At 70.4% G+C, this 23,374-nt stretch carries 22 protein-coding genes; 7 read left to right on the top strand and 15 right to left on the bottom strand.

Features of this window, described 5'->3' with window-relative positions:
• Positions 1–30: 30 nt before the first annotated feature.
• The gene (locus ACH3VR_RS11225) at positions 31–696 is read right to left on the bottom strand and encodes a hypothetical protein (protein WP_396640870.1); all 666 of its coding nucleotides are present in this window, start codon (positions 694–696) and stop codon (positions 31–33) included.
• Positions 697–864: 168 nt separating this feature from the next.
• On the opposite strand from ACH3VR_RS11225, the gene ACH3VR_RS11220 reads away from it, so the two are divergent.
• Positions 865–1,731, top strand: a complete 867-nt coding sequence (locus ACH3VR_RS11220) for an HhH-GPD family protein (protein ID WP_396640869.1) — start codon at positions 865–867, stop codon at positions 1,729–1,731.
• A 106-nt stretch (positions 1,732–1,837) separates the two neighbouring features.
• Here the strand turns inward: ACH3VR_RS11220 and rbfA are convergent, their stop codons facing one another.
• From rbfA to nusA, 4 genes are all read right to left on the bottom strand, one after another.
• The gene (rbfA, locus tag ACH3VR_RS11215; RefSeq protein ID WP_396640868.1) at positions 1,838–2,272 is read right to left on the bottom strand and encodes a 30S ribosome-binding factor RbfA; all 435 of its coding nucleotides are present in this window, start codon (positions 2,270–2,272) and stop codon (positions 1,838–1,840) included.
• Between the two features lie 71 nt (positions 2,273–2,343).
• Positions 2,344–5,238 (bottom strand): translation initiation factor IF-2, encoded by a 2,895-nt coding sequence (gene infB / locus ACH3VR_RS11210; RefSeq protein WP_397556511.1) that lies wholly within the window; start codon positions 5,236–5,238, stop codon positions 2,344–2,346.
• A 75-nt stretch (positions 5,239–5,313) separates the two neighbouring features.
• Positions 5,314–5,586, bottom strand: a complete 273-nt coding sequence (locus ACH3VR_RS11205) for a YlxR family protein (protein WP_396640867.1) — start codon at positions 5,584–5,586, stop codon at positions 5,314–5,316.
• Positions 5,587–5,627: 41 nt separating this feature from the next.
• The gene (gene nusA, locus ACH3VR_RS11200; RefSeq protein ID WP_396640866.1) at positions 5,628–6,614 is read right to left on the bottom strand and encodes a transcription termination factor NusA; all 987 of its coding nucleotides are present in this window, start codon (positions 6,612–6,614) and stop codon (positions 5,628–5,630) included.
• 187 nt (positions 6,615–6,801) lie between these two features.
• Here nusA and ACH3VR_RS11195 point away from each other — a divergent pair, with 187 nt between their 5' ends.
• A complete protein-coding gene (locus ACH3VR_RS11195; RefSeq protein ID WP_396640865.1) occupies positions 6,802–7,443 on the top strand; it encodes an acetate uptake transporter family protein in 642 nt (213 codons plus the stop codon).
• Between the two features lie 31 nt (positions 7,444–7,474).
• Here ACH3VR_RS11195 and ACH3VR_RS11190 read toward each other — a convergent pair whose 3' ends face one another.
• On the bottom strand, positions 7,475–9,292 hold the full coding sequence (locus tag ACH3VR_RS11190) for a lipase family protein (RefSeq protein WP_396640864.1): 1,818 nt from the start codon (positions 9,290–9,292) through the stop codon (positions 7,475–7,477).
• A 167-nt stretch (positions 9,293–9,459) separates the two neighbouring features.
• Between ACH3VR_RS11190 and ACH3VR_RS11185 the strand changes: the two genes are divergently transcribed.
• Positions 9,460–10,479 carry an ion transporter gene (locus ACH3VR_RS11185; protein ID WP_396640863.1) on the top strand — a complete coding sequence of 340 codons (1,020 nt, stop codon included), beginning with the start codon at positions 9,460–9,462 and terminating at the stop codon, positions 10,477–10,479.
• Between the two features lie 16 nt (positions 10,480–10,495).
• Here the strand turns inward: ACH3VR_RS11185 and ACH3VR_RS11180 are convergent, their stop codons facing one another.
• From ACH3VR_RS11180 to ACH3VR_RS11165, 4 genes are all read right to left on the bottom strand, one after another.
• Positions 10,496–10,885 carry a type II toxin-antitoxin system VapC family toxin gene (locus tag ACH3VR_RS11180; RefSeq protein ID WP_396640862.1) on the bottom strand — a complete coding sequence of 130 codons (390 nt, stop codon included), beginning with the start codon at positions 10,883–10,885 and terminating at the stop codon, positions 10,496–10,498.
• Positions 10,885–11,106: a type II toxin-antitoxin system Phd/YefM family antitoxin gene (locus ACH3VR_RS11175; RefSeq protein WP_396640861.1), complete on the bottom strand. Its 222-nt coding sequence runs from the start codon at positions 11,104–11,106 to the stop codon at positions 10,885–10,887. Before ACH3VR_RS11175 ends, ACH3VR_RS11180 begins: the two co-directional genes overlap by 1 nt.
• 78 nt (positions 11,107–11,184) lie before the next feature.
• Positions 11,185–12,981: a proline--tRNA ligase gene (locus ACH3VR_RS11170; protein WP_396640860.1), complete on the bottom strand. Its 1,797-nt coding sequence runs from the start codon at positions 12,979–12,981 to the stop codon at positions 11,185–11,187.
• Between the two features lie 60 nt (positions 12,982–13,041).
• Positions 13,042–14,088, bottom strand: coding sequence for a hypothetical protein (locus ACH3VR_RS11165; RefSeq protein ID WP_396640859.1), 1,047 nt, complete (start codon positions 14,086–14,088; stop codon positions 13,042–13,044).
• A gap of 30 nt (positions 14,089–14,118) precedes the next feature.
• Here ACH3VR_RS11165 and ACH3VR_RS11160 point away from each other — a divergent pair, with 30 nt between their 5' ends.
• Together ACH3VR_RS11160 and ACH3VR_RS11155 are read left to right on the top strand one after the other, a co-directional pair.
• A complete protein-coding gene (locus tag ACH3VR_RS11160; protein WP_396640858.1) occupies positions 14,119–14,478 on the top strand; it encodes a GntR family transcriptional regulator in 360 nt (119 codons plus the stop codon).
• Positions 14,479–14,654: 176 nt separating this feature from the next.
• Complete coding sequence (locus tag ACH3VR_RS11155) at positions 14,655–14,930, top strand: hypothetical protein (RefSeq protein ID WP_396640857.1); 276 nt, start codon at positions 14,655–14,657, stop codon at positions 14,928–14,930.
• A 97-nt stretch (positions 14,931–15,027) separates the two neighbouring features.
• Here the strand turns inward: ACH3VR_RS11155 and ACH3VR_RS11150 are convergent, their stop codons facing one another.
• Positions 15,028–15,588: a pyridoxamine 5'-phosphate oxidase family protein gene (locus ACH3VR_RS11150; RefSeq protein ID WP_396640856.1), complete on the bottom strand. Its 561-nt coding sequence runs from the start codon at positions 15,586–15,588 to the stop codon at positions 15,028–15,030.
• Positions 15,589–15,595: 7 nt separating this feature from the next.
• Positions 15,596–16,726: a flavodoxin-dependent (E)-4-hydroxy-3-methylbut-2-enyl-diphosphate synthase gene (gene ispG / locus ACH3VR_RS11145; RefSeq protein WP_397556510.1), complete on the bottom strand. Its 1,131-nt coding sequence runs from the start codon at positions 16,724–16,726 to the stop codon at positions 15,596–15,598.
• A 108-nt stretch (positions 16,727–16,834) separates the two neighbouring features.
• On the opposite strand from ispG, the gene ACH3VR_RS11140 reads away from it, so the two are divergent.
• Both ACH3VR_RS11140 and ACH3VR_RS11135 read left to right on the top strand, forming a co-directional pair.
• Positions 16,835–18,067 (top strand): low temperature requirement protein A, encoded by a 1,233-nt coding sequence (locus ACH3VR_RS11140; protein WP_396640855.1) that lies wholly within the window; start codon positions 16,835–16,837, stop codon positions 18,065–18,067.
• 175 nt (positions 18,068–18,242) lie between these two features.
• Positions 18,243–20,162 carry an anthranilate synthase family protein gene (locus ACH3VR_RS11135; RefSeq protein ID WP_396640854.1) on the top strand — a complete coding sequence of 640 codons (1,920 nt, stop codon included), beginning with the start codon at positions 18,243–18,245 and terminating at the stop codon, positions 20,160–20,162.
• Positions 20,163–20,370: 208 nt separating this feature from the next.
• Here the strand turns inward: ACH3VR_RS11135 and ACH3VR_RS11130 are convergent, their stop codons facing one another.
• The 3 genes from ACH3VR_RS11130 to ACH3VR_RS11120 all read right to left on the bottom strand — a co-directional run bounded on the left by ACH3VR_RS11130 (position 20,371) and on the right by ACH3VR_RS11120 (position 23,352).
• A complete protein-coding gene (locus ACH3VR_RS11130; RefSeq protein ID WP_396640853.1) occupies positions 20,371–21,609 on the bottom strand; it encodes an RNA polymerase sigma factor in 1,239 nt (412 codons plus the stop codon).
• A complete protein-coding gene (locus ACH3VR_RS11125; RefSeq protein WP_396640852.1) occupies positions 21,606–21,974 on the bottom strand; it encodes a YciI family protein in 369 nt (122 codons plus the stop codon). The genes ACH3VR_RS11130 and ACH3VR_RS11125 overlap by 4 nt, the downstream gene beginning before the upstream one ends.
• 85 nt (positions 21,975–22,059) lie before the next feature.
• The gene (locus ACH3VR_RS11120) at positions 22,060–23,352 is read right to left on the bottom strand and encodes a M50 family metallopeptidase (protein ID WP_396640851.1); all 1,293 of its coding nucleotides are present in this window, start codon (positions 23,350–23,352) and stop codon (positions 22,060–22,062) included.
• Positions 23,353–23,374 lie beyond the last annotated feature (22 nt).

The raw sequence follows: 23,374 nt of genomic DNA, 5'->3' as shown, positions 1-23,374 counted from the left end.
CGGATCGGACCGATCCGCTGGCCACGCGTATCAGCCGCAGGCCTCGTACGGCGGTTCGGGCAGCAGGGTCGAGGTGACCGCCCACACGACGTCCTGCCCGGCCGTGTAGGAGAAGAAGACGGCAGCGTCGCCGACCGCGAGTGCCTTGAGGTAGTGACGGTCGCCCGTCGACGCGATGTCTTGGACGCCGGAGTAGGCGGCCTTGACCTCGGCGACGGTCGACCCGATGCCGATGCCCTCGGTCGTGGTCGGGCCGATGGCCGACGTCTGGTCGGCCGGCACCGACGCCGACACCAGCACGACGGGCGACGCGGCGTCGCCGTCGGGCTGGCGCTGCACCGTCAGCGTGTAGCCGCCGGCGTCGGCGGAGCCGACCCACGCGCACTCGGCGGCGGGCGTCGCGCCGATCGCGGAGAGCGCGTTCTCGAACGCCATCGCGAGCTCGACGGGTTCGATGCCGCCCGGGGAGACGGCACCGAGCGGCGCGTCCCGCGCGGGCGGCGGGGCCTTCGTCGGCGCGCCACCGGGCGTCGCGGATCCGCTCGGCGTCGCAGACCCGCTGGACGACGCCGCCGGCTTCGGTGTCGTCGATCGCGACGGCGACGCCGCATCGTGTGCGGCGGGCGCGCAGGCGGTGAGCGCCGCGAGCGCGAGGAGCGCCGCGGCGGCGGCGAGGGTCCGGGTGCGAGAAGTCATGGAGCCTCCAGGCATCGTGGTCCTGCCTCGACGCTACCCCCCGCCGGCCGCACCCGTGCCGGACCTCGGCAGCGCGTGACGGTTGAGGCGTGGGGACGGCGTGTCGCGTCTCGTCCGCCCCGGGCAGCCGAGGTCCGGGACGGCGACGAGGTGCCTAGGGTGGAAGGCATGCCCGACCTCGCGCCGCCGCTCATCGCGTGGTACCGCGAGAACGCCCGAGACCTCCCGTGGCGGCGTCCCGGGTTCGGGGCGTGGGGCGTCCTGGTGAGCGAGTTCATGCTGCAGCAGACGCCCGTGAACCGCGTCATCCCGCATCTCGAGGCATGGCTCGAGCGCTGGCCGACGCCCGCAGACCTCGCGGCCGAGGCACCCGCCGAGGCTGTGCGGCAGTGGGCCAATCTCGGCTATCCGCGCCGGGCGCTGTGGCTGCACCGTGCGGCTGTCGAGATCCGCGACCGCCACGGCAACGTCGTCCCGAGCGACGTCGATGCGCTCCTCGCGCTGACGGGCGTCGGCGACTACACGGCGCGCGCCGTGTCGGTCTTCGCCTACGGGATGCGGCATCCCGTCGTCGACACGAACACTCGGCGCGTGCTCGCGCGCGCCGTCGACGGACGCTCGCAGCCCGGGCCGCCGTCGCGCCGCGACCTCGCCGCGATGGACGCGATCCTGCCCCACGACGACACCGAAGCGGCGATCGTGAACGCCGCGATGATGGAACTCGGCGCGACTGTCTGCACGGCCCGCGCGCCGCGATGCGCCGCATGCCCTCTGGCGCATATGTGTGCGTGGCGCGCCGCCGGCTCACCCGACACCGGCGACGGGCGGCGCAAGCAGGCGCGCTACGAGGGCAGCGACCGCCAGGCGCGCGGCGCCGTCCTGCGCGTGCTGCGGCATGCCACCGTGCACTCCGTGCCGCTCGATGCCGTCATCGCGGACTGGCCCGACCCGCTGCAGCGCGACCGGGCGATCGACTCGCTCATCGCTGACGGGCTGGCCGAGGCATCCGAGGGGATGCTGCGACTCCCGCGCTGAGCCTCGACGATGCACCACAGCGTCGGAGAACACCGCAGCGTCGGACGCGGAAGGCTGTTCCGATCCGACGCTGCGGTGATCGCCGAGGCTGCGGCGACGTGAGGATCTAGTCCTCGTCGTCGAGTTCGCGCGGCTTGATGTAGGGGTCGGCCTCGCCCGCATAGTGCGCACCCGCAGCGATGCCCGCCACGGCGGCATCCCGCTCGCGAGCCTCACGGAGGAGGTCCTCGATGTGGGCCGAGTTCTCGGGGATCGCGTCGGGGATGAACTCGAGCGAAGGCGTGAGTCGCACGTTGAGGTGCTTGCCCACTTCGGTGCGCAGCATCCCGGTGGCGGCTTTGAGGGCCTTCGCCGAGTCCTCCCGTTCCTCAGACGAGCCGAGGACGGTGTAGAACACCGACGCGTGCTGCAGGTCGCCCGTCACGCGGACATCCGTGATCGTGACGAAGCCGAGCCGGGGGTCGCGCAGACCCTTCTCGAGACGCTCCGCGAGGATGACACGGATGCGGTCGCCGAGGCGCGCTTGACGTTCGCTGGCCATGACTGTTCCTTTCGACAGGTGAGGGACGCGCTGTGCTGTTCGGACACAGCGCGTCCCTCACCGGTTGCGCCTCAGGCGCGAGGCTTCTCCACCATCTCGGTGGTCTCGATCTCGTCGCCGATCTGGATGTCGTTGTACTTGCCGAGGCCGATACCGCACTCGAAGTCCGTGCGGACCTCGGTGACGTCGTCCTTGAACCGTCGCAGCGACTCGATGGCCAGGCCATCGGCGATGACGACGCCGTCGCGGATGACGCGCGCCTTGGCGTTGCGCGTGATCGTGCCCGAGCGGACGATGACACCCGCGATGTTGCCGAACTTCGAGGAGCGGAACACCTCGCGGATCTCGGCGACACCCGACTGGACCTCTTCGAACTCCGGCTTGAGCAGGCCCTTCAGCGACTGCTCGACGTCGTCGATCGCGTTGTAGATGACCGAGTAGAACCGGACGTCCACGCCCTCGCGGGCGGCGCGCTCGCGCGCCTTCGTGTCGGGGCGGACGTTGAAGCCGATGACGATCGCGTTGTCGATCGTCGCCAGGTTGATGTCCGACTCGGTGATGGCGCCGACGCCGCGGTGGATGATCCGCAGCTGGACGGAGTCGTCGACCTCGATCTTGAGGAGCGACTCCTCGAGCGCCTCGACGGCGCCCGACACGTCGCCCTTGATGATGAGGTTGAGCGACTCGACCTTGCCCTCTTCGAGAGCGCGGGTGAAGTCCTCGAGCGAGATGCGCTTGCGGGCCTTGGCGAGCTGGGCGTTGCGCTCGGCCGCTTCACGCTTCTCGGCGATCTGGCGGGCCGTGCGGTCCTCTTCCGTGACGATGAACGTGTCACCGGCGCGCGGGACCGAGTTGAGGCCCTGCACCTGGACGGGACGCGACGGGTAGGCCTCTTCGACCGCATCGCCGTTCTCGTCGATCATGGCGCGCACGCGGCCGTAGGCCGTGCCCGCGACGATCGCGTCGCCGACACGCAGCGTTCCGGACTGGATCAGGACGGTGGCGACCGATCCGCGGCCCTTGTCGAGCTTCGCCTCGATCGCGACACCGCGCGCGTCCTTGTTCGGGTTCGCAGTGAGGTCCAGGCCCGCGTCCGCCGTCAGGAGGACGGCGTCCAGGAGCTCCTGGATGCCCGTGTTCTGGCGTGCCGACACGTCGACGAACATGACGTCGCCGCCGTACTCCTCGGCGACGAGGCCGTACTCGGTGAGCTGCTGGCGCACCTTGGCCGGGTTGGCGTCAGGCTTGTCGACCTTGTTGACCGCGACCACGATCGGCACCTCGGCCGCCTGGGCGTGGTTCAGCGCCTCGACCGTCTGCGGCATGATGCCGTCGTCGGCGGCGACCACGAGGATCGCGATGTCGGTCACCTGCGCACCACGGGCACGCATGGCGGTGAACGCCTCGTGACCCGGGGTGTCGATGAAGGTGATGGCGCGCTCGATGCCGTCGTGCTCGGTCCAGACCTGGTACGCACCGATGTGCTGCGTGATGCCGCCGGCCTCGCCCGCCACGACGTTCGTCTGACGGATCGCGTCGAGCAGTCGCGTCTTTCCGTGGTCGACGTGACCCATGACGGTCACGACGGGAGGCCGGATCTCGAGGTCGTCCTCGCTCTCCGCCTCCAGCTCGGCCTCGAGGTCGAGACCGAAGCCCTCGAGGAGCTCTTTGTCCTCGTCCTCGGGCGAGACCATCTGGATCTTGTAGCCGAGCTCGGCGCCGAGCACCTCGAACGTCGCCTCGTCGAGCGACTCGGTCGCTGTGGCCATCTCACCCAGGTTGAACAGGATGGTGACGAGCGTGCCGGGCTGCACGGTGTAGCCGCGCAGCGCCTCGAGCTTGTCGGCGAAGTCGGCGATGGACGCGCCGCGGCGCAGGCGGATGATCTCGCCGTTGCCCTTCTGGACGTTGACGCCGCCGACGACGGGCGCCGACCGCATCTCGAATTCCTGGCGCTTCGCCCGACGCGACTTGCGCTGCTTGGACTTGCCGCCGCCCTTGCCGAACGCACCTGCGGTGCCGCCGCCGGGACCACGGCCACGGCCGCCGCCACCACCGGGACGACCGGCGAAGCCGCCGGCCGGCGCACCCGCACCGGGAGCACCACCGGGACGCTGGAAGCCGCCGCCGGCACCGCCGGGACGACCGGGGCCGCCGGGACGCTGCTGGAACGGCGCACCGGGACGACCGCCGCCACCGGGACGACCCGCACCACCCGGACGCGGGGCGCCGGGACGCGGGGCGCCGGGCCGCGGAGCCTGCGGACGCGGGATGTTGCCGGGGTTGGGACGCTGGCCCATGCCCTGTGCCGACGCGAAGGGGTTGTTGCCCGGACGCGGGCCCGAGGGGCGCTGGCCCATGCCCTGCGAGGACGCGAAGGGGTTGTTGCCCGGACGCGGCGCGCCACCGGGTCGCGGCGGCTGCGGCGTGGGTCCGGCGGGGCCGGGCTTGGGTGCGGCACTCGGCGCGGGCGCGGCAGGAGCCGCTGCAGCCGGAGCGGCCGCATTCGGGGTGACCGGGGCCGGAGCGGCCGGGGCCGGAGCGGCGGGAGCCGCCGGGCCCGGCTTCTTGGCCGAGGGCGCCGCGGGCGCGGCCGGTGCCGCGGGAGCGGCCGCAGCCGGAGCCGCGGGGGCCGCCGGAGCGGCGGGAGCCGCTGCCTCAGCCGGCTTCGCGGGTGCGGCCGGTGCCGGGGTGGGCGCCGACGGACGCGGCGCGGAGGTCGAAGGCGCCGCGGGAGCGGCGGGGCGCACCGGGCCGGGACGGCCGGCCGGGCGCGCCGAATGCGCCGGCTTCTGCTCGGCGGCAGCAGGCGCTGCGGCTCCGTCCGCCTCGAGGGCGGCGCGGAGCTTGCGAGCCACGGGGGGCTCGATCGTCGACGAGGGGCTCTTGACGAACTCGCCGAGCTCCTTCAGCTTGGCCAGAGCGACCTTGCTGTCGACGCCGAGTTCCGAGGCGATCTCGTGCACACGTGGTTTGGCGTTTGCCACAATTCTCCTGTCTAGGGCCTACCCAGACAGGGCAGACCGATCAGCGGACGGGTCTCATTTCGAGCCGTTCACTTTGTTTCCATAGCCGTTCAGCCGTTTCTCGATGGTCTGCGTGTCAAGCGGGCCTGACACACGCAATGCCCGCACGAAGGCGCGGCGCCGCATGGCGGCATCCACGCACTCGGGCGTCTCGTGCACCCACGCGCCCCTCCCCGGCATCACTGCGCGCTCGTCGGCGACGAGGACGGAATCGATGACGACCACCCTGAGCAGGGTGGAGCGGGAAGCACGCGTGCGGCATCCGACGCACGTTCGTACAGGGTCCATGTTACACCTCGAACCTGAGCGCCCGTCCCGGCGCCGGGCTCCTACGACTCGAGGATCGAGTCGGGCTGGATGTCGATCTTGGCGCCCGTCAGCTTGGCGGCCAGGCGCGCGTTCTGGCCTTCCTTGCCGATCGCGAGCGACAGCTGGTAGTCGGGCACGAGCGCGCGGACCGCCTTGCTGTTCGCGTCGAGGATGAACGCCGAGGTCACCTTGGCCGGCGACAGGGCGTTCGCGACGAACTTCGCCAGCTCGGGGTCGTAGTCGACGATGTCGATCTTCTCGCCGCCGAGCTCCTCCGTGACGGCCCGCACGCGGCGGCCGAGCTCGCCGATGCACGCCCCCTTCGCATTGATGGTCGGGTCGTTGGCCTTCACGGCGATCTTGCTGCGGTGTCCGGCTTCGCGCGCGAGCGAGACGATCTCGACGAGCCCCGAGGCGATCTCGGGCACCTCGAGCGCGAACAGCTTGCGGACGAGGCCGGGATGCGTGCGCGAGACCGTGATCGCGGGGCCTTTCGTGCCCTTCGCGACCGACGTGACGTAGACGCGCAGGCGCGCGCCGTGCGCGTAGTCCTCGCTGGGGACCTGCTCCTCGGGCGGGAGGATCGCCTCGACCGAGCCGAGATCGACGTGCACCATGCGCGGGTTCGGGCCCTGCTGCACGACGCCGGCGACGATGTCGCCCTCCTTGCCGCGGAACTCGCCGAGGACGGCGTCGTCGGCGATGTCGCGCAGGCGCTGGCTGATGACCTGCTTGGCGGCGAACGCGGCGATGCGCCCGAAGTCGTCGGGGGTGGTCTCCTCTTCGCCGATCACCGCACCCTCGTCGTCGGTGAGCGGCACGAAGATCGCGACGTGTCCGGTCTTGCGGTCGAGCTGGGCGCGTGCGCCCTCGGGGAGTTCGCCGGTCGGGGAGGCGTTCTTGGCGTAGGCGGTCAGGATCGCCTGCTCGATGATCCGCACGAGCTCGTCGAAGGGGATCTCCTTCTCACGCTCGATCGTCCTCAGCAGTCCCAGATCGATGTCCACGAATGACCTCCCTATTCAGCTCTCACCGGCGCGTCTCGCACGCCGACAACCCCAATACGTTACCCGATGCGCCGTCCGCCGGGCTGGGAGCCCGCTGGTCGCGGGAGCCGGATGCTCGCCATACTGGTGACACGCGGAGCCGCGGCTGCAGCGCCGCGACCGGCACGCACCGAGGGGGCATCGGGACATGACCGACGGGACGACCAACATCGCGATCACGGATGCGATCCGTGTGCCGCACCGGGGCGGTCTGCGAGTCGCCGACCCCGGTCTCATCGGTCTGCTGGGATTCGTCATCGCGACGCTGACAGCCCAGCTCGCACACCTCGGTCTTCAGGACGACGCGCCCGTCTTCTGGGTGGGCGCCGTCTTCGGCGGCGTCGTGCAGGTGACGGCGGGGATGCTGTCGTACTTCGCCGGCGACAACTTCCACTTCATCGTCTACAACGCGTTCGGGTGGTACTGGATCGTCGTCCCGGGATTCCTCCTGGGCGAGGAGCTGGGCTCCTTCGCGGTGACGGCTCAGGCGCGCGGCCTGTTCTCCCTCGCGTTCGCGATCCTCGCGCTCATGTTCGCCCCCGCGGGATCGGTGCACAACACGGTGCTGCCGGTGACGCTCCTCTGCGTCTCGGCGGGACTCGGCCTGCAGTCGGTGGCCGCGTTCACGGGCGCGGACGGCACGGCGACCGTCGGCTCGATCATCCTGCTCGTGGCGGCGGCGCTGGCGGCCTACATGCTCGTCGAGAAGTTCTACTGGCGCACGATGGGGCGGCGCGTCGTGCCCCTCGGACCGCCGTGGATCACGGGCGACCCGAACCCGGAATCCTGACTCCGAGCCCGCAATCCCGACATCGTCGGGCTCAACGGCCGCAGTCGTCGTCGGGGTCGCCGCGACCCGTGAAGCGGGCATCCGTCCACCGCACGAGGGTGGGGAGGAAGCCGGAGCCCGGCAACAGCACGCCGAGGTGGTCGTAGCCCTGCATCGCGACCCAGCGCAGGTGCGTGCCTTCCTGGCACTGCGTCGTGACGAAGGCCTCCTGCAGAGCCGGCGGGACGACTTCGTCGGCGGTCCCCCACGTCATGAGCACCGGCTCGGTGAACGGGCCCTTCACGATGTTCTGCGCGAGCCGACGCCCCAGGGCGCCCGCCATGAGATCGCCGGAGTACAGCGGGCGGTCCTCCGACACCCCGAGCGCCGAGACGACCGACACGATCACGCCGGGCTCGGACGGACAGCGCTGCGTCATCTCGCGCACGATCGCGCGCGCGCCGGGCGCGATGTAATCGCCCAGCTCGACCTCCGGATAGGTGTCGGCATAGGGCACGAGCACCCACGAGATGAGCACCGACAGGAGCGCGTTCGCGTCGCCCGTGATCAGCCGCCGGGCGAGCGCTACGGGATCGGTGACGGGCGACAGGACGGCCGTGCCCTTGACGCGCAGAAGGGGCGCGTACTCGGGCGCGAGCTGCGTCTCCCACAGAGCGGCGTGCCCGCCTTGCGAGTGCCCCCACGCGACGACGTCGCGCGAGAGCCACAGCCCCTTCAGCCGGCGCGCCGCCAGCACGGCGTCGAGCGACGACTTCGCCTCGCCCTTTCCGATGAGGTACGGGAAGACGCCGGGCGCACCCTGCCCCGAGTAGTCCGACGCGACGATGATCCAGCCCTTGTCGAGCGCGTCCTCCAGCGCGGGGATCGCCCACTTCGTCGCGGCATCGTTGCGCAGGCTCGGCGCGCAGGCGCGGGCGACGCCTGTCGTCCCGTGGTTCCACGACACCACCGGCCGAGGGCCGGGATGCGCATCGGTCGGAGAGATGACGAGCGCGCTCGCGACGGCGGGTCGGCCGACGGCATCCCGCGTCGTGTAGAGGATGCGGATGACGTCGCCGTTCGAGGGATGCCTGCCGCCGTAGTCGTCGAAGCGGATGAGCTGTCCGTGGTCGGCCGGCACGTCGGACGGCGGATCGTAGAACGCGTCGACGACGGGTGCGCCGCGCGACAGCCAGTCGTCGACGGCCCAGCCCGCCGCCATCACACCGACGAGCACGACGGCGAGCGCGAAGCGTCCCGCGTCGGCCCAGCGACGCGCCCGGCGCTCGGAGCGCGGCGAGCGCTGCGGCGGCGGACCGAGGATGGCCTGCAGCCCGCGCACGAAGAGCACGACGCCGAAGACCAGCATCCACACTCCGAAAACGAGCGCCGCGAGCAGCACCGTGACGTCCAGGTAGGTGAGGGCCAGGATGCCGAACACGAGCTGCGCCGCACCCCACGTCGCCGACAGCACGCGCTCGCTCACGCGACCCTCGAACAGTGCGTGGCCGATCGACCCCAGCCCGCCGAGGATCAGCAGGAGCGAGAGCGCGAGGGGAAGGAAGTCGAGACTGCGGCCGAGCCAGACGAGCACGACGATCCCGAAGGCGATCCAGACGATCGCGATCGCCCTCGACCACCAGACCTTCGAGGGGCTGCGCAGCTCGATCAGTCCCGACACGATCGCGCTCGCGCCGACGTAGATGCCGAGCACGAGCAGCGATGTGAGCGGCCGTGCCACGAGCACCATCGCGAGCGCGACCATCGCGACCCCGACGACCAGCAGCAGGCGCGGAGGCGCGTCGGAGACGAGCCGCGGCAGCACGCTCCAGCGTCGCCACCGCCGCACGGATCCCACGCCGTCGGCCATCCTCAAGAGTAGGCCGCAGACAGCTCTCCGGTCGCGAACCGGCCTCTGTTCGGCGCAGTGGGCCGATCACCCCCAAGTCGTGAGCGCGACTCCCGCCGGCGGAACGGGTGCTGAACAATGGTGCCGCGGCCGTCGATCGCGGGCGGCCCCGACCCGGGAGGGCTGAGATGGCCAGGTCACGCAAACCGAAGGTGCGCTCGGAGCTCAAGAACGTCTCGTACGAGCTGTTCATCGGAGTGCTCTCGGTGCTCTCGATCTTCAACCTCGTGCTGCTCTACGTGATGCAGGGCAGCTCGTCGATCCAGCTCGTCCTCTACGTCATGAACGCCCTCTTCAGCGCGATCTTCCTCGGCGACTTCACCTACCGCATCGTCACCGCGCCCTCGGCGAGCCACTACTTCTTCCGGAGCTACGGCTGGGCGGACCTCCTCGCGAGCCTGTGGTTCCCGCAGCTCAAGGTGCTGCGCGTCTTCCGACTCCTGCGCGTCTTCCGGCTCATGCGCGAAGTCGGCCCCCGCAAGCTCTGGGACACCCTCATCCACGATCGCGCCAACAGCGCCCTCATGACGCTGCTGCTCATGGGCATCCTCGTGATGCAGTTCGGCAGCCTCTCGATCCTCTACGTCGAGGAGGACGCCCCCGGTGCGAACATCACTTCGGCCTCGGACGCCCTGTGGTACACCATCGTGACCATTTCGACAGTCGGCTACGGCGACAAGTACCCCGTGACGAACGCCGGCCGGCTCATCGGCACGCTCATCATCGTCGTCGGCGTCGGCATCTTCGGCACCTTCACGGGCTACCTCGCGAACCTGTTCCTCGGTCCCAGCAGGAGCGAGTCGCACGATGAGGAGACGGATGCCGCAACAGCGACCGACGATGCGGCGTCGGCGTCCGCACCGGCCACCACCGGGCCGCTGCCGCCGGTCACGACCGAGCACACCGCGAAGGGTGTGTCTGCCGGCGCCGTCGCAGGGGCGGTCACCTCGGGGGCGAAGGCAGCCTCCGGCGCGGGCGCGGCCTCCGGCGCGGGTGCGGCCTCCGGCGCGGGTGCAGCCTCGGTCGCCGTGCCGCCCGCCTCGACGGAACACCTGACGCAGCTGCTCGAGCAGTACGAGCGCGTGACCGCAGAGCTGCGCGAGCTCGTCGGCTCGACGCCTCGAGGCGGGGCCTCGTCTGACGGCTGACGCGGGACTTCCTGCGTTACCAGCGCACCCGCATGCCAGCGAGGGAGGCGAACACCTCGTCGGCGCTGACGAGCGGAATCGACTCGAGGACGCTCTGCGCGGCGAGAACGCGGTCGAAGGGATCGCGATGCTCCCACACGAGCGAGCCGGCGTAGAGCGCGTGACGCGCGCTGATGGCGATTTCGACCGCTCCGAGCCGGCCGATCACTCCCGCCCAGTCGTCGACGAGCACCGCCGCATCGGGAAGCTTGCCGAGCCGGAACTTCGTCGCGACTTCCCAGGCCGACGCCGACGACACGACGAGTTCGTTGGCCCGATCCTCAAGGAGTTCGCGAGCCTCCGCGCTCAAGCGGGCGGGCGCGCCCACCGCCCACAGCAAAGCGTGCGTGTCGAGCAGGAGGCGCATCAGTCCCAGGCATCCAGTTCGGCCCCGGGGAGGGGTTCGAAGAACGAGTCCGGCACGTCGAGATCGAGGAACCCCAGCTCGCGAGGTCCGCTGTCATCGATCGGGGAGAGCCTGGCGATGGGATGCCCGCCTCGCGCGATCGTCACGGTCTCCCCGCGCTCGACACGCGCGAGGAGACGCGAGAGATGCGTCTTGGCGTCCTGCACATTGACCTGCTCCATCAGGCCAGTTTAGCTGGTCTGGTCTTGCTGGTCACCCAGTGAGGAAGTCAGTCTCGACGGCCGGAGAATCCGTGACGACTACGCCGTGAGGCGTGCGACGGCGCCTGCCACCGGAAGCACCTCGCGGTCTCCGCTGCGGCGGTCCCAGAGCTCGACCTGGCCGTCGGCAGCGCCGCGGCCGACGATGAGGATGCGCGGCACTCCGATCAGCTCGGCGTCGGCGAACTTCACGCCGGGCGAGACCTTCGCGCGGTCGTCGTAGAGCACGTCGAGACCGGATGCCTCGAGCTGGGCCGACACCGACTCGGCGAGGTCGAACGCCACGGCATCCCTCCCCGTCGCGACGACCTGGACGTCGAAAGGCGCGACCGATTCGGGCCAGACGAGCCCCTTGTCGTCGTTGTTGAGCTCGGCGAGGATCGCGAGGATGCGCGTCACGCCGATGCCGTACGAGCCCATCGTGACCGTGACGAGCTTGCCGTTCTCGTCGAGCACCTTGAGCCCCAGCGTCTCGGCGAAGAACCGCCCGAGCTGGAACACATGGCCGATCTCCATGCCGCGGGCGAGCTCGACCGGACCCGAGCCGTCGGGCGCCGGGTCGCCGGCGCGCACGTTCGCGACCTCGACGAATCCGTCTCCCGTGAAGTCGCGGCCCGCGACGAGGGTGTGCACGTGCTTCTGGTCGATGTTCGCGCCTGTGACCCAGGCCGTGCCGTCGACGACGCGCGGGTCGAGCAGGAATCGGATGCCGGTGGCCGACTCCTCGCCGAGCACCGCGCCGGTCTCGGACCAGGGTCCGATGTAGCCCTTCACGAGCAGCGGGTTGTTCTCGAAGTCCTGCTCGGTGGCGGGCTCGACGGCGGCGGGGGCGAACGCCACCTCCACGCGCTTGTCGTCGACCTCGCGGTCGCCCGGAACGCCGATGATGACGAGCTCACGCGTGCCGTCGAGGTGCCTGAGCGCCAGCACGACGTTCTTGAGAGTGTGCGCGGCGGTCCATTCCGTGGCATCTGCGGTGTCAGGGCCGGCGACACCCGGCGCCGGGGCGTCGAGGTGCGCGTTCGAGTGGTCGACCAGGGTCTGGATCGTCGGGGTGTTCGGCGAGTCGAAGATGACCGGCTCGCCCAGCCCGTCGAACGGGATCGCGTCAGGGATCGTCGTGGTGTACGCCTCGACGTTGGCCGCATAGCCGCCCGCCGAACGCACGAACGTGTCTTCGCCGACCGCGATCGGGTGCAGGAACTCCTCCGACCGGGCGCCGCCCATGAGGCCGTTGTCCGCCGCGACGATCACGTACTCGAGCCCCAGGCGCTGGAAGATGCGCTCGTAGGCGTCGCGCTGCGCCTGGTACGAGGCATCCTGCCCCTCGTCCGTGTAATCGAACGAGTAGGCGTCCTTCATCGTGAACTCGCGCCCGCGCAGGAGGCCGGCGCGCGGCCGGGCCTCGTCGCGGTACTTGTCCTGGATCTGGTAGATCGACAGCGGCAGGTCCTTGTACGACGAGTACAGGTCTTTCACCAGGAGCGTGAACATCTCCTCGTGCGTCGGGGCGAGGAGGTAATCGGCGCCCTTGCGGTCGTGCAGGCGGAAGATGCCGTCGCCGTAAGACGTCCACCGGCCCGACTGCTCGTAGGGCTCCCGCGGCAGCAGCGCCGGGAAGTGCACCTCGTAGGCGCCCGCGTTCGCCATCTCGTCGCGGATGATCGCCTCGATCTTCGCCTTGACCTTCAGGCCGAGCGGCAGCCACGTGAAGATGCCGGGCGCGGCACGGCGGATGTAGCCGGCGCGCACGAGCAGCCGGTGGCTCGTGACCTCGGCATCTGCCGGGTCTTCGCGGAGCGTGCGGAGGAAGAAGTGCGACAGACGGGTGACCACGAGGGTCAAGTCTAGGGCGGGTGGATGCCGCGCCCCGGCGCGAGTCGGACCCCGACCGGTTCAGCCGTAGGTGAGGGCGGGCACGCCGTGCGGAAGCATCGGGATCAGATCCACGTGCAGAGTCGTGTCGAGGTGCCGACGCGCATACCTGTGGTCGAGGCCGTGGGTATCCGCCCAGCCGGCCGAGACGAGCGCTGCCGCAAGCGACACAGCGTCGTCCGCCGACACGTGCCGACACGAGCCTTCGACATTGGGGAGCGTGTGGTCGCCGTAGAGTCGGTCGGCGTCGACGGAAACGGTCGGGATGTTCGGCTGGGCGGCGAGGATGGTCGCCGCCGGGGGTGGGAGGAGGGCCTCGGCCTGGCCCTGACTGTAGGGAAGCACCTCGATGGAGGATTCGTCCGTGGCACTCGCGCACACAGCGAAGCTGTCGGGCCGATACCGGGTCGGATCCTTGTCCAGCCACATGTCGTCGGGAAGCCATGCCGGCAGTGTCATCAGTCGATCGACGACGAGGTCGTACGACGGCGCGACGCGGTACCACGTCGGCATCCCGTCGGCGCCTGTGTCGGGCCGCACGCTGTGCGGCAGGACGACGAGGGTACCGTCCACGCGTGCCTGGATGTCGCCGCAGCACGGCTCGTACCCTGAGCGCCCGCCGAGCTCCGCCTGGTCGAACACACCTTCCGCGACCATCATGTCGCGTACTGCGATCGCGCCTTCCGGGGTGAGCTGCCTCAGCTCCCAGTCCGCCCCGTTCAGAACGAGCCTGCCGTCGTCGTAGACGTACAGCCACACGTCGCCGTACCTCGAGACCGAGTGATGCAGGTGCATCGAGACGAGGAGTTCCGCGTGCGACCCCGTGATGGGAGCGGTCGGCGCATCGTCGGCCTGCGCCATTTCTGCGGCCGGCGCCGTCGGCTCATCCCGCGATGCAGCGGATGCCACGAACCCCGCGACGACAGCCGCGGTGACGACGGCGATGACCACCGCCATGACCGCGCGACGACGCCGAGCGTGCCGGCGCGCTTCCCGGATGAGGGCTTCGAACTCCGCGTCCGTGGCAGCAGTCGCGTCGATCGGGCGAGGAGGAGCGGCAGTCGCCATGATTGCCTCCTAGAACTATATGACGCTATTATGACTAGCACCATGATCCCCGTCAAGATCGATTACTCGGATCCCACCGACCTCTACGAGCAGGTCGCGGGGCAGATCCGGCGTGCGATCGCAGACGGCGAAGCAAAGCCGGGCGAACGACTCCCTCCAGCGCGGGATCTCGCCGCGGTGATGTCGGTGAACACCAACACGGTGCTCCGCGCCTTGCGCGTGCTCCGAGACGAGGGCCTGCTCGAGTTTCGCCGCGGCCGGGGCATCTCTGTCACTGCCGCCCCGGAGCACGGGGCAGTGCAGCACCGCACGCGCGAGCTCGTCGAGTTCGCGCGGATCAACGGCTACTCGATCGAGGAGCTCGTCGACATGGTCCGTGCGGCGCGCTGATGCCGGCGTGCCGGTGCGCCGGGCGGAACCAGAGCGCAGGAGAAACCACTGTGCAGGACCCTCGAGCCGCGAATCGTGCGGCGAGCCGGCGATCTCGCGAGGAACGCCTCCCCGACGGAATTTCCGCGAGCGGCGCGCGTTGCATGCGACGTCGTACTCGCCGCTCGACCAGAAGGATGCCCTTGACCGACACCGCCGCCACTCGGGCCCTCCGTCCGTCACGCCCTGCACCGTCGACTCACGTGCGGGCTCTCCTCACGTGGGTGGCGATCTTCCCCCTCGTGACGATCGGCTCGATGCTGCTGGCGCCGATCACCGGGTCGTGGCATCCTGTGCTGCGCACTGCGCTGCTGACGGCGCTGGTGGTGCCGGCCGCGTTCTACGTCGCCGTGCCCCAGCTCGTCCGCCTCTACGGTGTGATCGCGCACCGGCTCACCCGCGACCGCGACTGAGCGCGAGCACAACTGCGGGCGGATCCGCCGGCGCGCCGGAGCGCCGCAGGCGTGTCGCCCGGAATCCCCGCAGCTATGCACGCGGGAAGGGCGAGAGTCAGACCTCGTCGAGGGTCAGGGCGGGGAGCCCGTCGAGGCTCTCCAGGTTCTTCTGCGCGCGGTAGCGGGCGAGGCCCTCTGGGCCCTTCTTCTCGGCCCACGGGCCCATGATGCCCCGCTCGCCGTCGTCGACGAGCTGCATGCGCGGCACGCCCCATCCGCACGAGTCGGAGATGCGATCGACATCGACGACGATGACGGCTCGAGGCCCGATGAGGGCGGGATGCCTGGCCGCGACGTCGTCGAAGAGCTCGTCCCCCGCCAGCACCACGCGACCCCGGCCGTGCAGGCGCACGATGCGCGGCTGCTGGTCGACCGAGGCGAACATGAGGCAGATGCGGCCGTTCTCGCGCAGGTGCGCGATCGTCTCGGCGCCGCTGCCGGTGAGGTCGACCCACGCGACGGTGTGCTCGTCGAGCACGCTGAGGCAATCGAGGCCGCGCGGCGACACGTTGACGTGTCCGTCGGCGGCGAGCGGCGCCGTCGCGACGAAGAACATCGGCTGACGCGCGATCCAGCGCGCCAGCTTGTCGTCGATCGCCTCGAAGATCGCGCCCATGCCGGTCTCAGGCGGTGAGGACCTGCGCGGTGCCGACCGGGGCGTCGGGGCCCAGTTCGTCGGCGATGCGGTTCGCCTCTTCGATCAGGGTCGCGACGATCTCCGACTCGGGGACGGTCTTGATGACCTGGCCCTTCACGAAGATCTGACCCTTCCCGTTGCCCGAGGCGACGCCGAGGTCGGCCTCGCGCGCCTCGCCCGGACCGTTGACGACGCAGCCCATGACGGCGACGCGCAGCGGCACCGTCATGTCCTTCAGGCCCTCCGTGACGTCGTCGGCCAGCGTGTAGACATCGACCTGGGCGCGGCCGCACGAGGGGCACGACACGATCTCGAGCTTGCGCTCGCGCAGGTTGAGCGACTGCAGGATCTGATGTCCGACCTTGACCTCTTCGGCGGGAGGAGCCGAGAGCGAGACGCGGATGGTGTCGCCGATACCCTCGCCGAGGAGGATGCCGAACGCCGTCGCCGACTTGATCGTGCCCTGGAAGGCGGGCCCCGCCTCGGTCACGCCGAGGTGCAGGGGCCAGTCGCCCCGCTCGGCGAGCAGGCGGTACGCCTTCACCATAACGACGGGGTCGTTGTGCTTGACCGAGATCTTGAAGTCGTGGAAGTCGTGCTCTTCGAAGAGGGATGCCTCCCACACGGCGCTCTCCACGAGCGCTTCGGGCGTCGCCTTGCCGTACTTCTCGAGCAGGCGCCGGTCGAGCGAGCCGGCATTGACGCCGATGCGCAGCGACACGTCCGCGGCCTTCGCGGCCGCCGCGATCGCGCCGACCTGGTCGTCGAACTTGCGGATGTTGCCTGGGTTCACGCGCACGGCGCCGCAGCCCGCGTCGATCGCCTGGAAGACGTACTTCGGCTGGAAGTGGATGTCGGCGATCACGGGGATCTGGCTCTTCGCGGCGATGATGTGCAGCACGTCGGCGTCGTCCTGCGACGGCACCGCGACGCGCACGATCTCGCAGCCCGAGGCCGTGAGCTCGGCGATCTGCTGGAGCGTCGCGTTGATGTTCGTCGTCGGCGTCGTGGTCATGGACTGCACGCTCACGGGCGCGTCACCGCCGACCAGCACTTTGCCGACCTTGATCTGGCGGCTCTTGCGTCGCGGGGCGAGCACGTCGGGGACTTTCGGCATCCCGAGATTCACTGCTGGCACGGCTGACAGCCTACGCCGCGCGAATGACGCGAGGCTGGGAGGGGATGCCGCGCCCGGGCGTCGCCCGGCGCTGGTATCTTGCCCCGCATGAGCCTGAGCCACCGCCTCGGACGGATGACGGGGCGCGACCCGCACGAGGAGAACCGCGCGTCGACGCCGCTGGAGCTGCTCTTCGACCTCACGTTCGTCGTGGCGTTCAGCCAGATCTCGTCGGAGACCGCGCACTTCCTCGAGATCGGCGACCTCGGAACAGCGCTCAGCGGCTTCCTCTTCTGCACGTTCGCCGTCACATGGGCGTGGATCAACTACTCGTGGCTCGCCTCGGCCTACGACAACGACGACATCTTCTTCCGCCTCGCCACGATGGTCGAGATGATCGGCGTGCTCATCGTCGCGCTCGGCGTTCCGCCGATCTTCGAGTCCCTCGCGCACGGCGAGCACATCGACAACGGCGTCCTGGTGGCCGGATACGTCATCATGCGCGTGGCGGCGATCGCGCTGTGGCTCCGCGCCGCGAAGAACGACCCCGCGCACCGGAAGACTGCGCTGGCCTACGCGATCAACATCTCGATCGCGCAGGTCTTCTGGATCCTGCTGATCTTCGTCAACCTGCCGATCGCCCCGACCTTCGCCATCGTGGTCGTGCTCATCCTCTTCGAGCTCGCGGGTCCGCTCTACGCGGAGCTGAAGTACGGCCGGACACCCTGGCACGGACACCACATCGCGGAGCGCTACGGGCTGCTCACGATCATCACGCTCGGCGAGATCGTCCTCGGAACGATCCTCGCGATCTCCGCCGTCGTGCAGGAGGAGGGCTGGAGCTTCGAGGCCGGTGTCGTCGCGCTCGCCGGGACGGCGCTCGTCTTCGGACTGTGGTGGGTGTACTTCATGATGCCGTCCGGCCGCATCCTCCATCGCTACCGCGAGCGCGGGTTCACCTGGGGGTACGGGCACATCTTCGTGTTCGGGTCGCTCGTCGGCGTGGGCACGGGCCTGCACGTCGCCGCGCAGGTCATCTCCGGCGAGGCCCACGTCGACCCGGCCTTCGCGCTGCTCACGGTCGCGATCCCCGTGCTCCTCTTCGAGGTCTTCGTCTTCACGCTCTACTCGATACTCCTGAGGGTCTTCGACCCGTTCCACATCTGGCTGTTCGTCGGAGGCGTCGCCGTGCTCGCTCTGAGCGTCGTGGCAGCGGCGATCGGCGCCTCCATCGGCACGTCGCTGCTCCTTGTGGCGGCATCCCCGTTCGTCATCGTCGTCGGCTACGAGATCGTGGGCTTCCGCCACCAGGAGGCCGCGCTCGAGCGCAACGGAGTGTGACGGCGGCCGGCGGGGCGCGGCATCCGCTCGTCTGCTATCGTGACCGCATGTCCGCGAACCTCACCACGTGGTGGCCCGCCCGCTGACGGCGGTGTGTTCGCGTTCCCAGACCACAGACCGCCCGAGGGCGGTCTTTGTTTTTGAAGCGACCGCCTGACCCGATGAAAGGCCGGCGATGACACCGAGCCCCACTTCCCTGCCCGACGCGCTGGCTCGCCACGAGTCGTTCGCCCTCATCGCGCGCGACGGCGTCTCGGTCGAGCTGCTGACGGGCGACATCGTCGACGTCGAGAACCTCGCGGACATCCCGCTCACCGTCCAGGGAGACCGGCGCGAGGTGCTGGCGCTCGTACCGTTCCGGCAGGTCGTGGAGCGCGGCTTCGAGTGCCACGACGACCGCGCGCCGCTCCGGTGCCTCGTCGTGTCCGAGCACACCTCATTCGCGCGCGATGAGGCGCTCACAACGCTTCCGTCCGCACCGATCCCGCTTCAGGATGCCGGCTTCGACGTCGCCGACGAGGACTACGCCGAGATCGTGCGCCACGTCATCGCCGACGAGATCGGCCGCGGCGAGGGTGCGAACTTCGTCATCCGTCGCGACTTCACCGCGGGCGTCGAGGCCGACGCCCGCACCGCAGCGCTCACGTGGTTCCGCGCGCTGCTGGAGTACGAGCGCGGCGCGTACTGGACCTTCGCGATCGTCACGCCCGGGCACATCGCAGTCGGCGCGAGCCCCGAGGCGCATGTCAGCGCCCAGGGCGGCGTCGTGACCATGAACCCCATTTCGGGCACGTTCCGCCACCCCGCCGGCGGCGCGACGGCCGCGACGCTGAGCGAGTTCCTCGAGTCGACGAAGGAGACCGAGGAACTCTTCATGGTCGTCGACGAGGAGCTCAAGATGATGAGCGCCGTCTGCTCCGACGGCGGGCGCATCACGGGGCCGCACCTCAAGGAGATGTCGCGCCTGACGCACACCGAGTACGTGCTGCGGGGTCGCAGCAAGCTCGATCCGCGCGACATCCTGCGCGAGACGATGTTCGCGCCCACCGTGACCGGCTCGCCGATGCAGAACGCGTGCACGGTCATCACGAGGCATGAGGGCACGCCGCGCGGGTACTATTCGGGCGTCGCGGCGCTGTTCACCCCGCGGGCCGACTCCGCCTTCGAGGACGAGCCGACGCACGACCTCGACGCGCCGATCCTCATCCGCACGGCCTACCTGGTCGACGGACGGCTGCGCGTGCCCGTCGGAGCGACCCTCGTGCGCCACTCCGACCCGTACGGCGAGGTCAGCGAGACGCACGGCAAGGCCGCGGGAGTGCTCGGTGCGATCGGCGCGATCCCCCGCGACACGCCTGTCCCGTCCGCGATCGACGAGGACGAGCCGACGGCCGAGCCTGCCCGCCTGGCTGACGACCCCGAGATCGCGGCGCTGCTCGAGTCGCGCAACGCGCGCCTCGCCGCGTTCTGGCTGAACCCGCAGGATGCCGCGGGCACGGGCCCGTTCGCCGGGCGCTCGGCCCTCGTGGTCGACGTGGAGGACCGCTTCACGACGATGCTCGCGCATCAGCTGCGCCACCTCGGCCTCGATGTGCGGATCGTGCCGTGGAGCCAGGTGTCCGACGAGCAGGTCGACGAGGCCGAGCTCGTCGTGTGCGGCCCCGGTCCCGGCGACCCCCGCGACACCTCGAGCGCGCGCATCTCGCGCATGCGCGAGATCGTGGCGCGGCGCCGCGCGTCGGGCCGGCCCCTGCTGACGGTGTGCCTCAGCCACCAGATCCTCTCCGACTCGCTCGGGATCGACCTCGCGCCCCTCGCGCGGCCGCATCAGGGCATGCAGAAGACCGTCGACCTGTTCGGGATGCCGGCATCGATCGGCTTCTACAACACGTTCACGGCGCGCGTCGCCCCGGGCACGACCCGGCTCGGCGAGGTCGACGTCGCCGCCGAGCCCGCGACGGGAGACGTCTACGCGCTCCGCGGCCCCGGGTTCGCGTCGGTGCAGGGACACCTCGAGTCGATCCTGTCGCGCGACGGCATGACGACCCTCGAGCGGCTCGTCTCGCACGCCCTGACGCCGGCCCCGGCCCGGTAGCCCGGGACCGTCCACCCCGGTCGCTGCGCCCGTCGAACGTGCGCCCGTCGAAGCGTCGTGCCCCGGCGCACCCGCGAGCTGGGTTTGGGGCGTCACGCGTCGCCGACACGCGGGGGCGCTCGGCGTGTCGGGACCGGAATGCGCCCCAAACCCCGCGGAGTGCACACCGCACCGAGTCGACGCCAGCGCGCCGACCAGGACGTCGCGATCAGCGGGCCAGCCGCGCCGAGATGAGGCGACGCTCGGCCTCGTTGGCCGTGAGCTCGAGTGCCCGCAGGTCGGCCTCGGTCGCCTCGGCGTCGCGGCCCAGGCGCCGCAGCAGGTGGGCGCGCACCGCGTGCCACAGGTAGTAGCCGCGCAGGTCCAGCGCCTCGACCTCGGCGAGCGCCGGTGACGGCCCCTCCACCTCGGCGAGCGCGACGGCGCGATTGAGCCGCACGAGCGGAGACCGGTCGTAGGCGAGCAGCATGTCGTACAGCGTCAACACCTGGAGCCAGTCGGTGTCGGCCGGCGACGCGGCATCCGAGTGGCACGCGGCGATCGCGGCGTGCAGCTGCCAGCGCCCGGGGCGGCGCAGCCTCGCGGCGCGCTCCAGCGTGCGATGCGCGTCGGCGAGCAGCATCCCGTCCCACTTGCGCCGGTCCTGATCGCCCAGCAGCACGAGCTCGCCGTCGACGGCACGCGCGTTCTCCCGCGCGCGATGGAACAGGAGCAGCGCGCGCAGTCCGTGCGCCTCCGCCTCGCGCGGCAGGGCGTCGGCAACCACGCCCGCGAGCCACAGCGCGTCTTCGGCGAGGTCGCGATCGGCCGACGCATCGCCGCCCGCGACGAGATGCGCCTCCGTGTACATCACCGACACGACGGTCAGCACGATGTCGAGGCGCTCCGCGCGGTCGGCTTCCTCGGGGATGCGGATCGGGATGCCCGCCGCCCCGATCTTGCGCTTCGCCCGCACGATGCGCTGCCCGACCGTCGCCGGCTCCGACAGCGTCGCACGCGCGATCTGCGCCGTCGTGAGGCCGCAGACCGCGCGCAGCGTCAGCGCGAGCTGCGCGTCGGGCGACAGCGCGGGGTGACAGCACCCGAACAGCAGCGGAAGCCGCTCGTCGGCATCCGCCAGCTCGGCCGAGACCGGCGCGTCGGCAAGCAGCGCGAGCTTGGCGCGGTACCGCTTCTCACGCCGCAGGCGATCGAGCGCGTTGTGCCGCGCGGCCTGCGTGAGCCATGCACCCGGATTGGGCGGGATGCCTCTCCCCCGCCACTCCCGCAGCGCCTCCTCGATCGCCTCGGCGACGGACTCCTCGGCGAGGTCGAGATTGCCGAGCGCCACGGTGAGCGACGCGACGATGCGACCCGACTCCTCGCGCACGACGCGCGCGAGCGCGGAGTCGGAGGATGCCGCGCCCCCGCCGGCGGGATCGCCCGGGGACGCGGCATCCCGAATCACTGTTCGAACTGGCTGTAGTCGGTGACCATCGGCCGGATCTCGACCGAGTTGCCCGGCAGATCGAGCATCGGCCACGTGCGCACGATGGCGATGGCCTCGTCGAGGTCGGCGACGTCGAGCACGCTGAAGCCGCCGACGACCTCCTTGGCCTCGGAGAACGGACCGTCGGCGACGACCGGGCCGCCCGCTCCATGCGTGACGGTCGTCGCGGTGTCGACGGGCTGGAGTTCGGCGCCGCCGTCGGAGATCTTCGCGTCGTGCTCGCCGAACCATTCGTACACGCGCGTGTAGACCTCCTGCGCGCGCTCGGGCGGAACCGCCGCGTCGAGCTCGGGCGTCGAGGTGAACATGATGACGTACTTCACGGTCGTGGTCCTTTCCTCAGGGGAACCGTTTCACCTCGACAGCGAACGGACAACCCCGATTTCGACACCCGACCGGGAATTCGTCCTATTGGATGATCGACACCGGGTTGAAGATGTCGGCGAGGATCAGCACGGCGCCCATCACGATCAGGCCGATGACGACGACGAAGGTGACCGGCACGAGCTTCGTCGCGTCGACGGGCTTGGGCGCGGGTCGCTTGAAGAGCTTCGCCCACGCGCGCTTGAGGCCGTCCCACAGCGCGACGACGACGTGTCCGCCGTCGAGGGGAAGCAGCGGGATGAGGTTGAAGACGAACAGCGCGATGTTGAGCGACGCGAGCAGGCCCAGCATCGCCGAGACCCGGTTGACGATGGGAGCGTCGACGGCGGCGACCTCGCCCGCGAGGATGCCCGCGCCGACGACGCTGAGCGGCCCATTGGGGTCGCGCTCCTGCCCCGTCACGAGGTCGGCGGCGGTCTGATAGACCTTCACCGGCAGCTGCCAGATGATCGACGCGACCTGGCCGACGTTCTCTGCGGCGGTCTGCACTCCGGTCCAGATCGGCTGACGCACGTACTGGACATCCGGCCGGATGCCGACGAACCCGACCTCCGTCGCGGCCGTCGAGTCGGTCGCGGGCGACTGGATCGTCGCGGGCGTGACGGTCAGCGTCTGCTGCTCGCCGCCTCGCTCGACCACGATCGGGATCGACTGCCCGGGAGACTGGCGGATGATGGCGGATGCCTCGGCGAACGTCGAGACGGCGGTGCCGTCGACCGACACGATGACATCGCCGGGCTCGATGCCGGCGGCTTGGGCCGGCGCCGGCGGGTCGGCGGCCGTGCACTCGGCCGAGACCGAGGCCGGCACGCACTCCGACAGCCCCGCGACCGTCGTGGTCGCGGTCTGCACGCCGATGCCGCTGAAGATGATGGTGAAGAGCACGACCGCGAGAAGGAGGTTCATGACGGGGCCGCCGAGCATGACGACGACGCGCTTCCACACCGGCAGCTTGTAGAAGACGCGATCGTCGTCGCGGCCGTGCAGCGTCTCGTCGTTCGCCGAGCGGGCGTCCTGCACCATCGTCGCGAAGAAGCCGCCGCCCGCGCGCCCCGGCTTGCCCGCGGTCTCGCGCGGCGACGGCGGATACATGCCCGCCATCGAGATGTAGCCGCCGAGCGGGATCGCCTTGAAGCCGTACTCGGTCTCGCCCTTGCGCCGCGACCAGATCGTCGGACCGAAGCCGATCATGTACTGGCCGACGCGCACGCCGAATCGCTTGGCGGGCAGCAGATGCCCCAATTCGTGCAGCGCGATCGACACGGCGAGCCCGACGACGAGCACGACGACGCCGATGACGAAGGCGATGGCGGTCACAGGGGCAACGGTACTCGCGCAA

Origin of the sequence: Microbacterium alkaliflavum, assembly GCF_044325405.1 — a bacterium.
In the GTDB taxonomy this organism is placed as follows: Bacteria; Actinomycetota; Actinomycetes; order Actinomycetales; family Microbacteriaceae; genus Microbacterium; species Microbacterium alkaliflavum.
This window is presented reverse-complemented; position numbering and strand designations above follow the sequence as displayed.

Coding starts and splice junctions, on each gene's coding strand:
- ACH3VR_RS11225 (WP_396640870.1), bottom strand. CDS start 696: ATGACTTCTCGCACCCGGACCCTCGCCGCCGCCGCGGCGCTCCTCGCG.
- ACH3VR_RS11220 (WP_396640869.1), top strand. CDS start 865: ATGCCCGACCTCGCGCCGCCGCTCATCGCGTGGTACCGCGAGAACGCC.
- rbfA (WP_396640868.1), bottom strand. CDS start 2,272: ATGGCCAGCGAACGTCAAGCGCGCCTCGGCGACCGCATCCGTGTCATC.
- ACH3VR_RS11205 (WP_396640867.1), bottom strand. CDS start 5,586: ATGGACCCTGTACGAACGTGCGTCGGATGCCGCACGCGTGCTTCCCGC.
- ACH3VR_RS11195 (WP_396640865.1), top strand. CDS start 6,802: ATGACCGACGGGACGACCAACATCGCGATCACGGATGCGATCCGTGTG.
- ACH3VR_RS11190 (WP_396640864.1), bottom strand. CDS start 9,292: ATGGCCGACGGCGTGGGATCCGTGCGGCGGTGGCGACGCTGGAGCGTG.
- ACH3VR_RS11185 (WP_396640863.1), top strand. CDS start 9,460: ATGGCCAGGTCACGCAAACCGAAGGTGCGCTCGGAGCTCAAGAACGTC.
- ACH3VR_RS11180 (WP_396640862.1), bottom strand. CDS start 10,885: ATGCGCCTCCTGCTCGACACGCACGCTTTGCTGTGGGCGGTGGGCGCG.
- ACH3VR_RS11175 (WP_396640861.1), bottom strand. CDS start 11,106: ATGGAGCAGGTCAATGTGCAGGACGCCAAGACGCATCTCTCGCGTCTC.
- ACH3VR_RS11165 (WP_396640859.1), bottom strand. CDS start 14,088: ATGGCGACTGCCGCTCCTCCTCGCCCGATCGACGCGACTGCTGCCACG.
- ACH3VR_RS11160 (WP_396640858.1), top strand. CDS start 14,119: ATGACTAGCACCATGATCCCCGTCAAGATCGATTACTCGGATCCCACC.
- ACH3VR_RS11155 (WP_396640857.1), top strand. CDS start 14,655: ATGCCCTTGACCGACACCGCCGCCACTCGGGCCCTCCGTCCGTCACGC.
- ACH3VR_RS11150 (WP_396640856.1), bottom strand. CDS start 15,588: ATGGGCGCGATCTTCGAGGCGATCGACGACAAGCTGGCGCGCTGGATC.
- ispG (WP_397556510.1), bottom strand. CDS start 16,726: ATGCCGAAAGTCCCCGACGTGCTCGCCCCGCGACGCAAGAGCCGCCAG.
- ACH3VR_RS11140 (WP_396640855.1), top strand. CDS start 16,835: ATGAGCCTGAGCCACCGCCTCGGACGGATGACGGGGCGCGACCCGCAC.
- ACH3VR_RS11135 (WP_396640854.1), top strand. CDS start 18,243: ATGACACCGAGCCCCACTTCCCTGCCCGACGCGCTGGCTCGCCACGAG.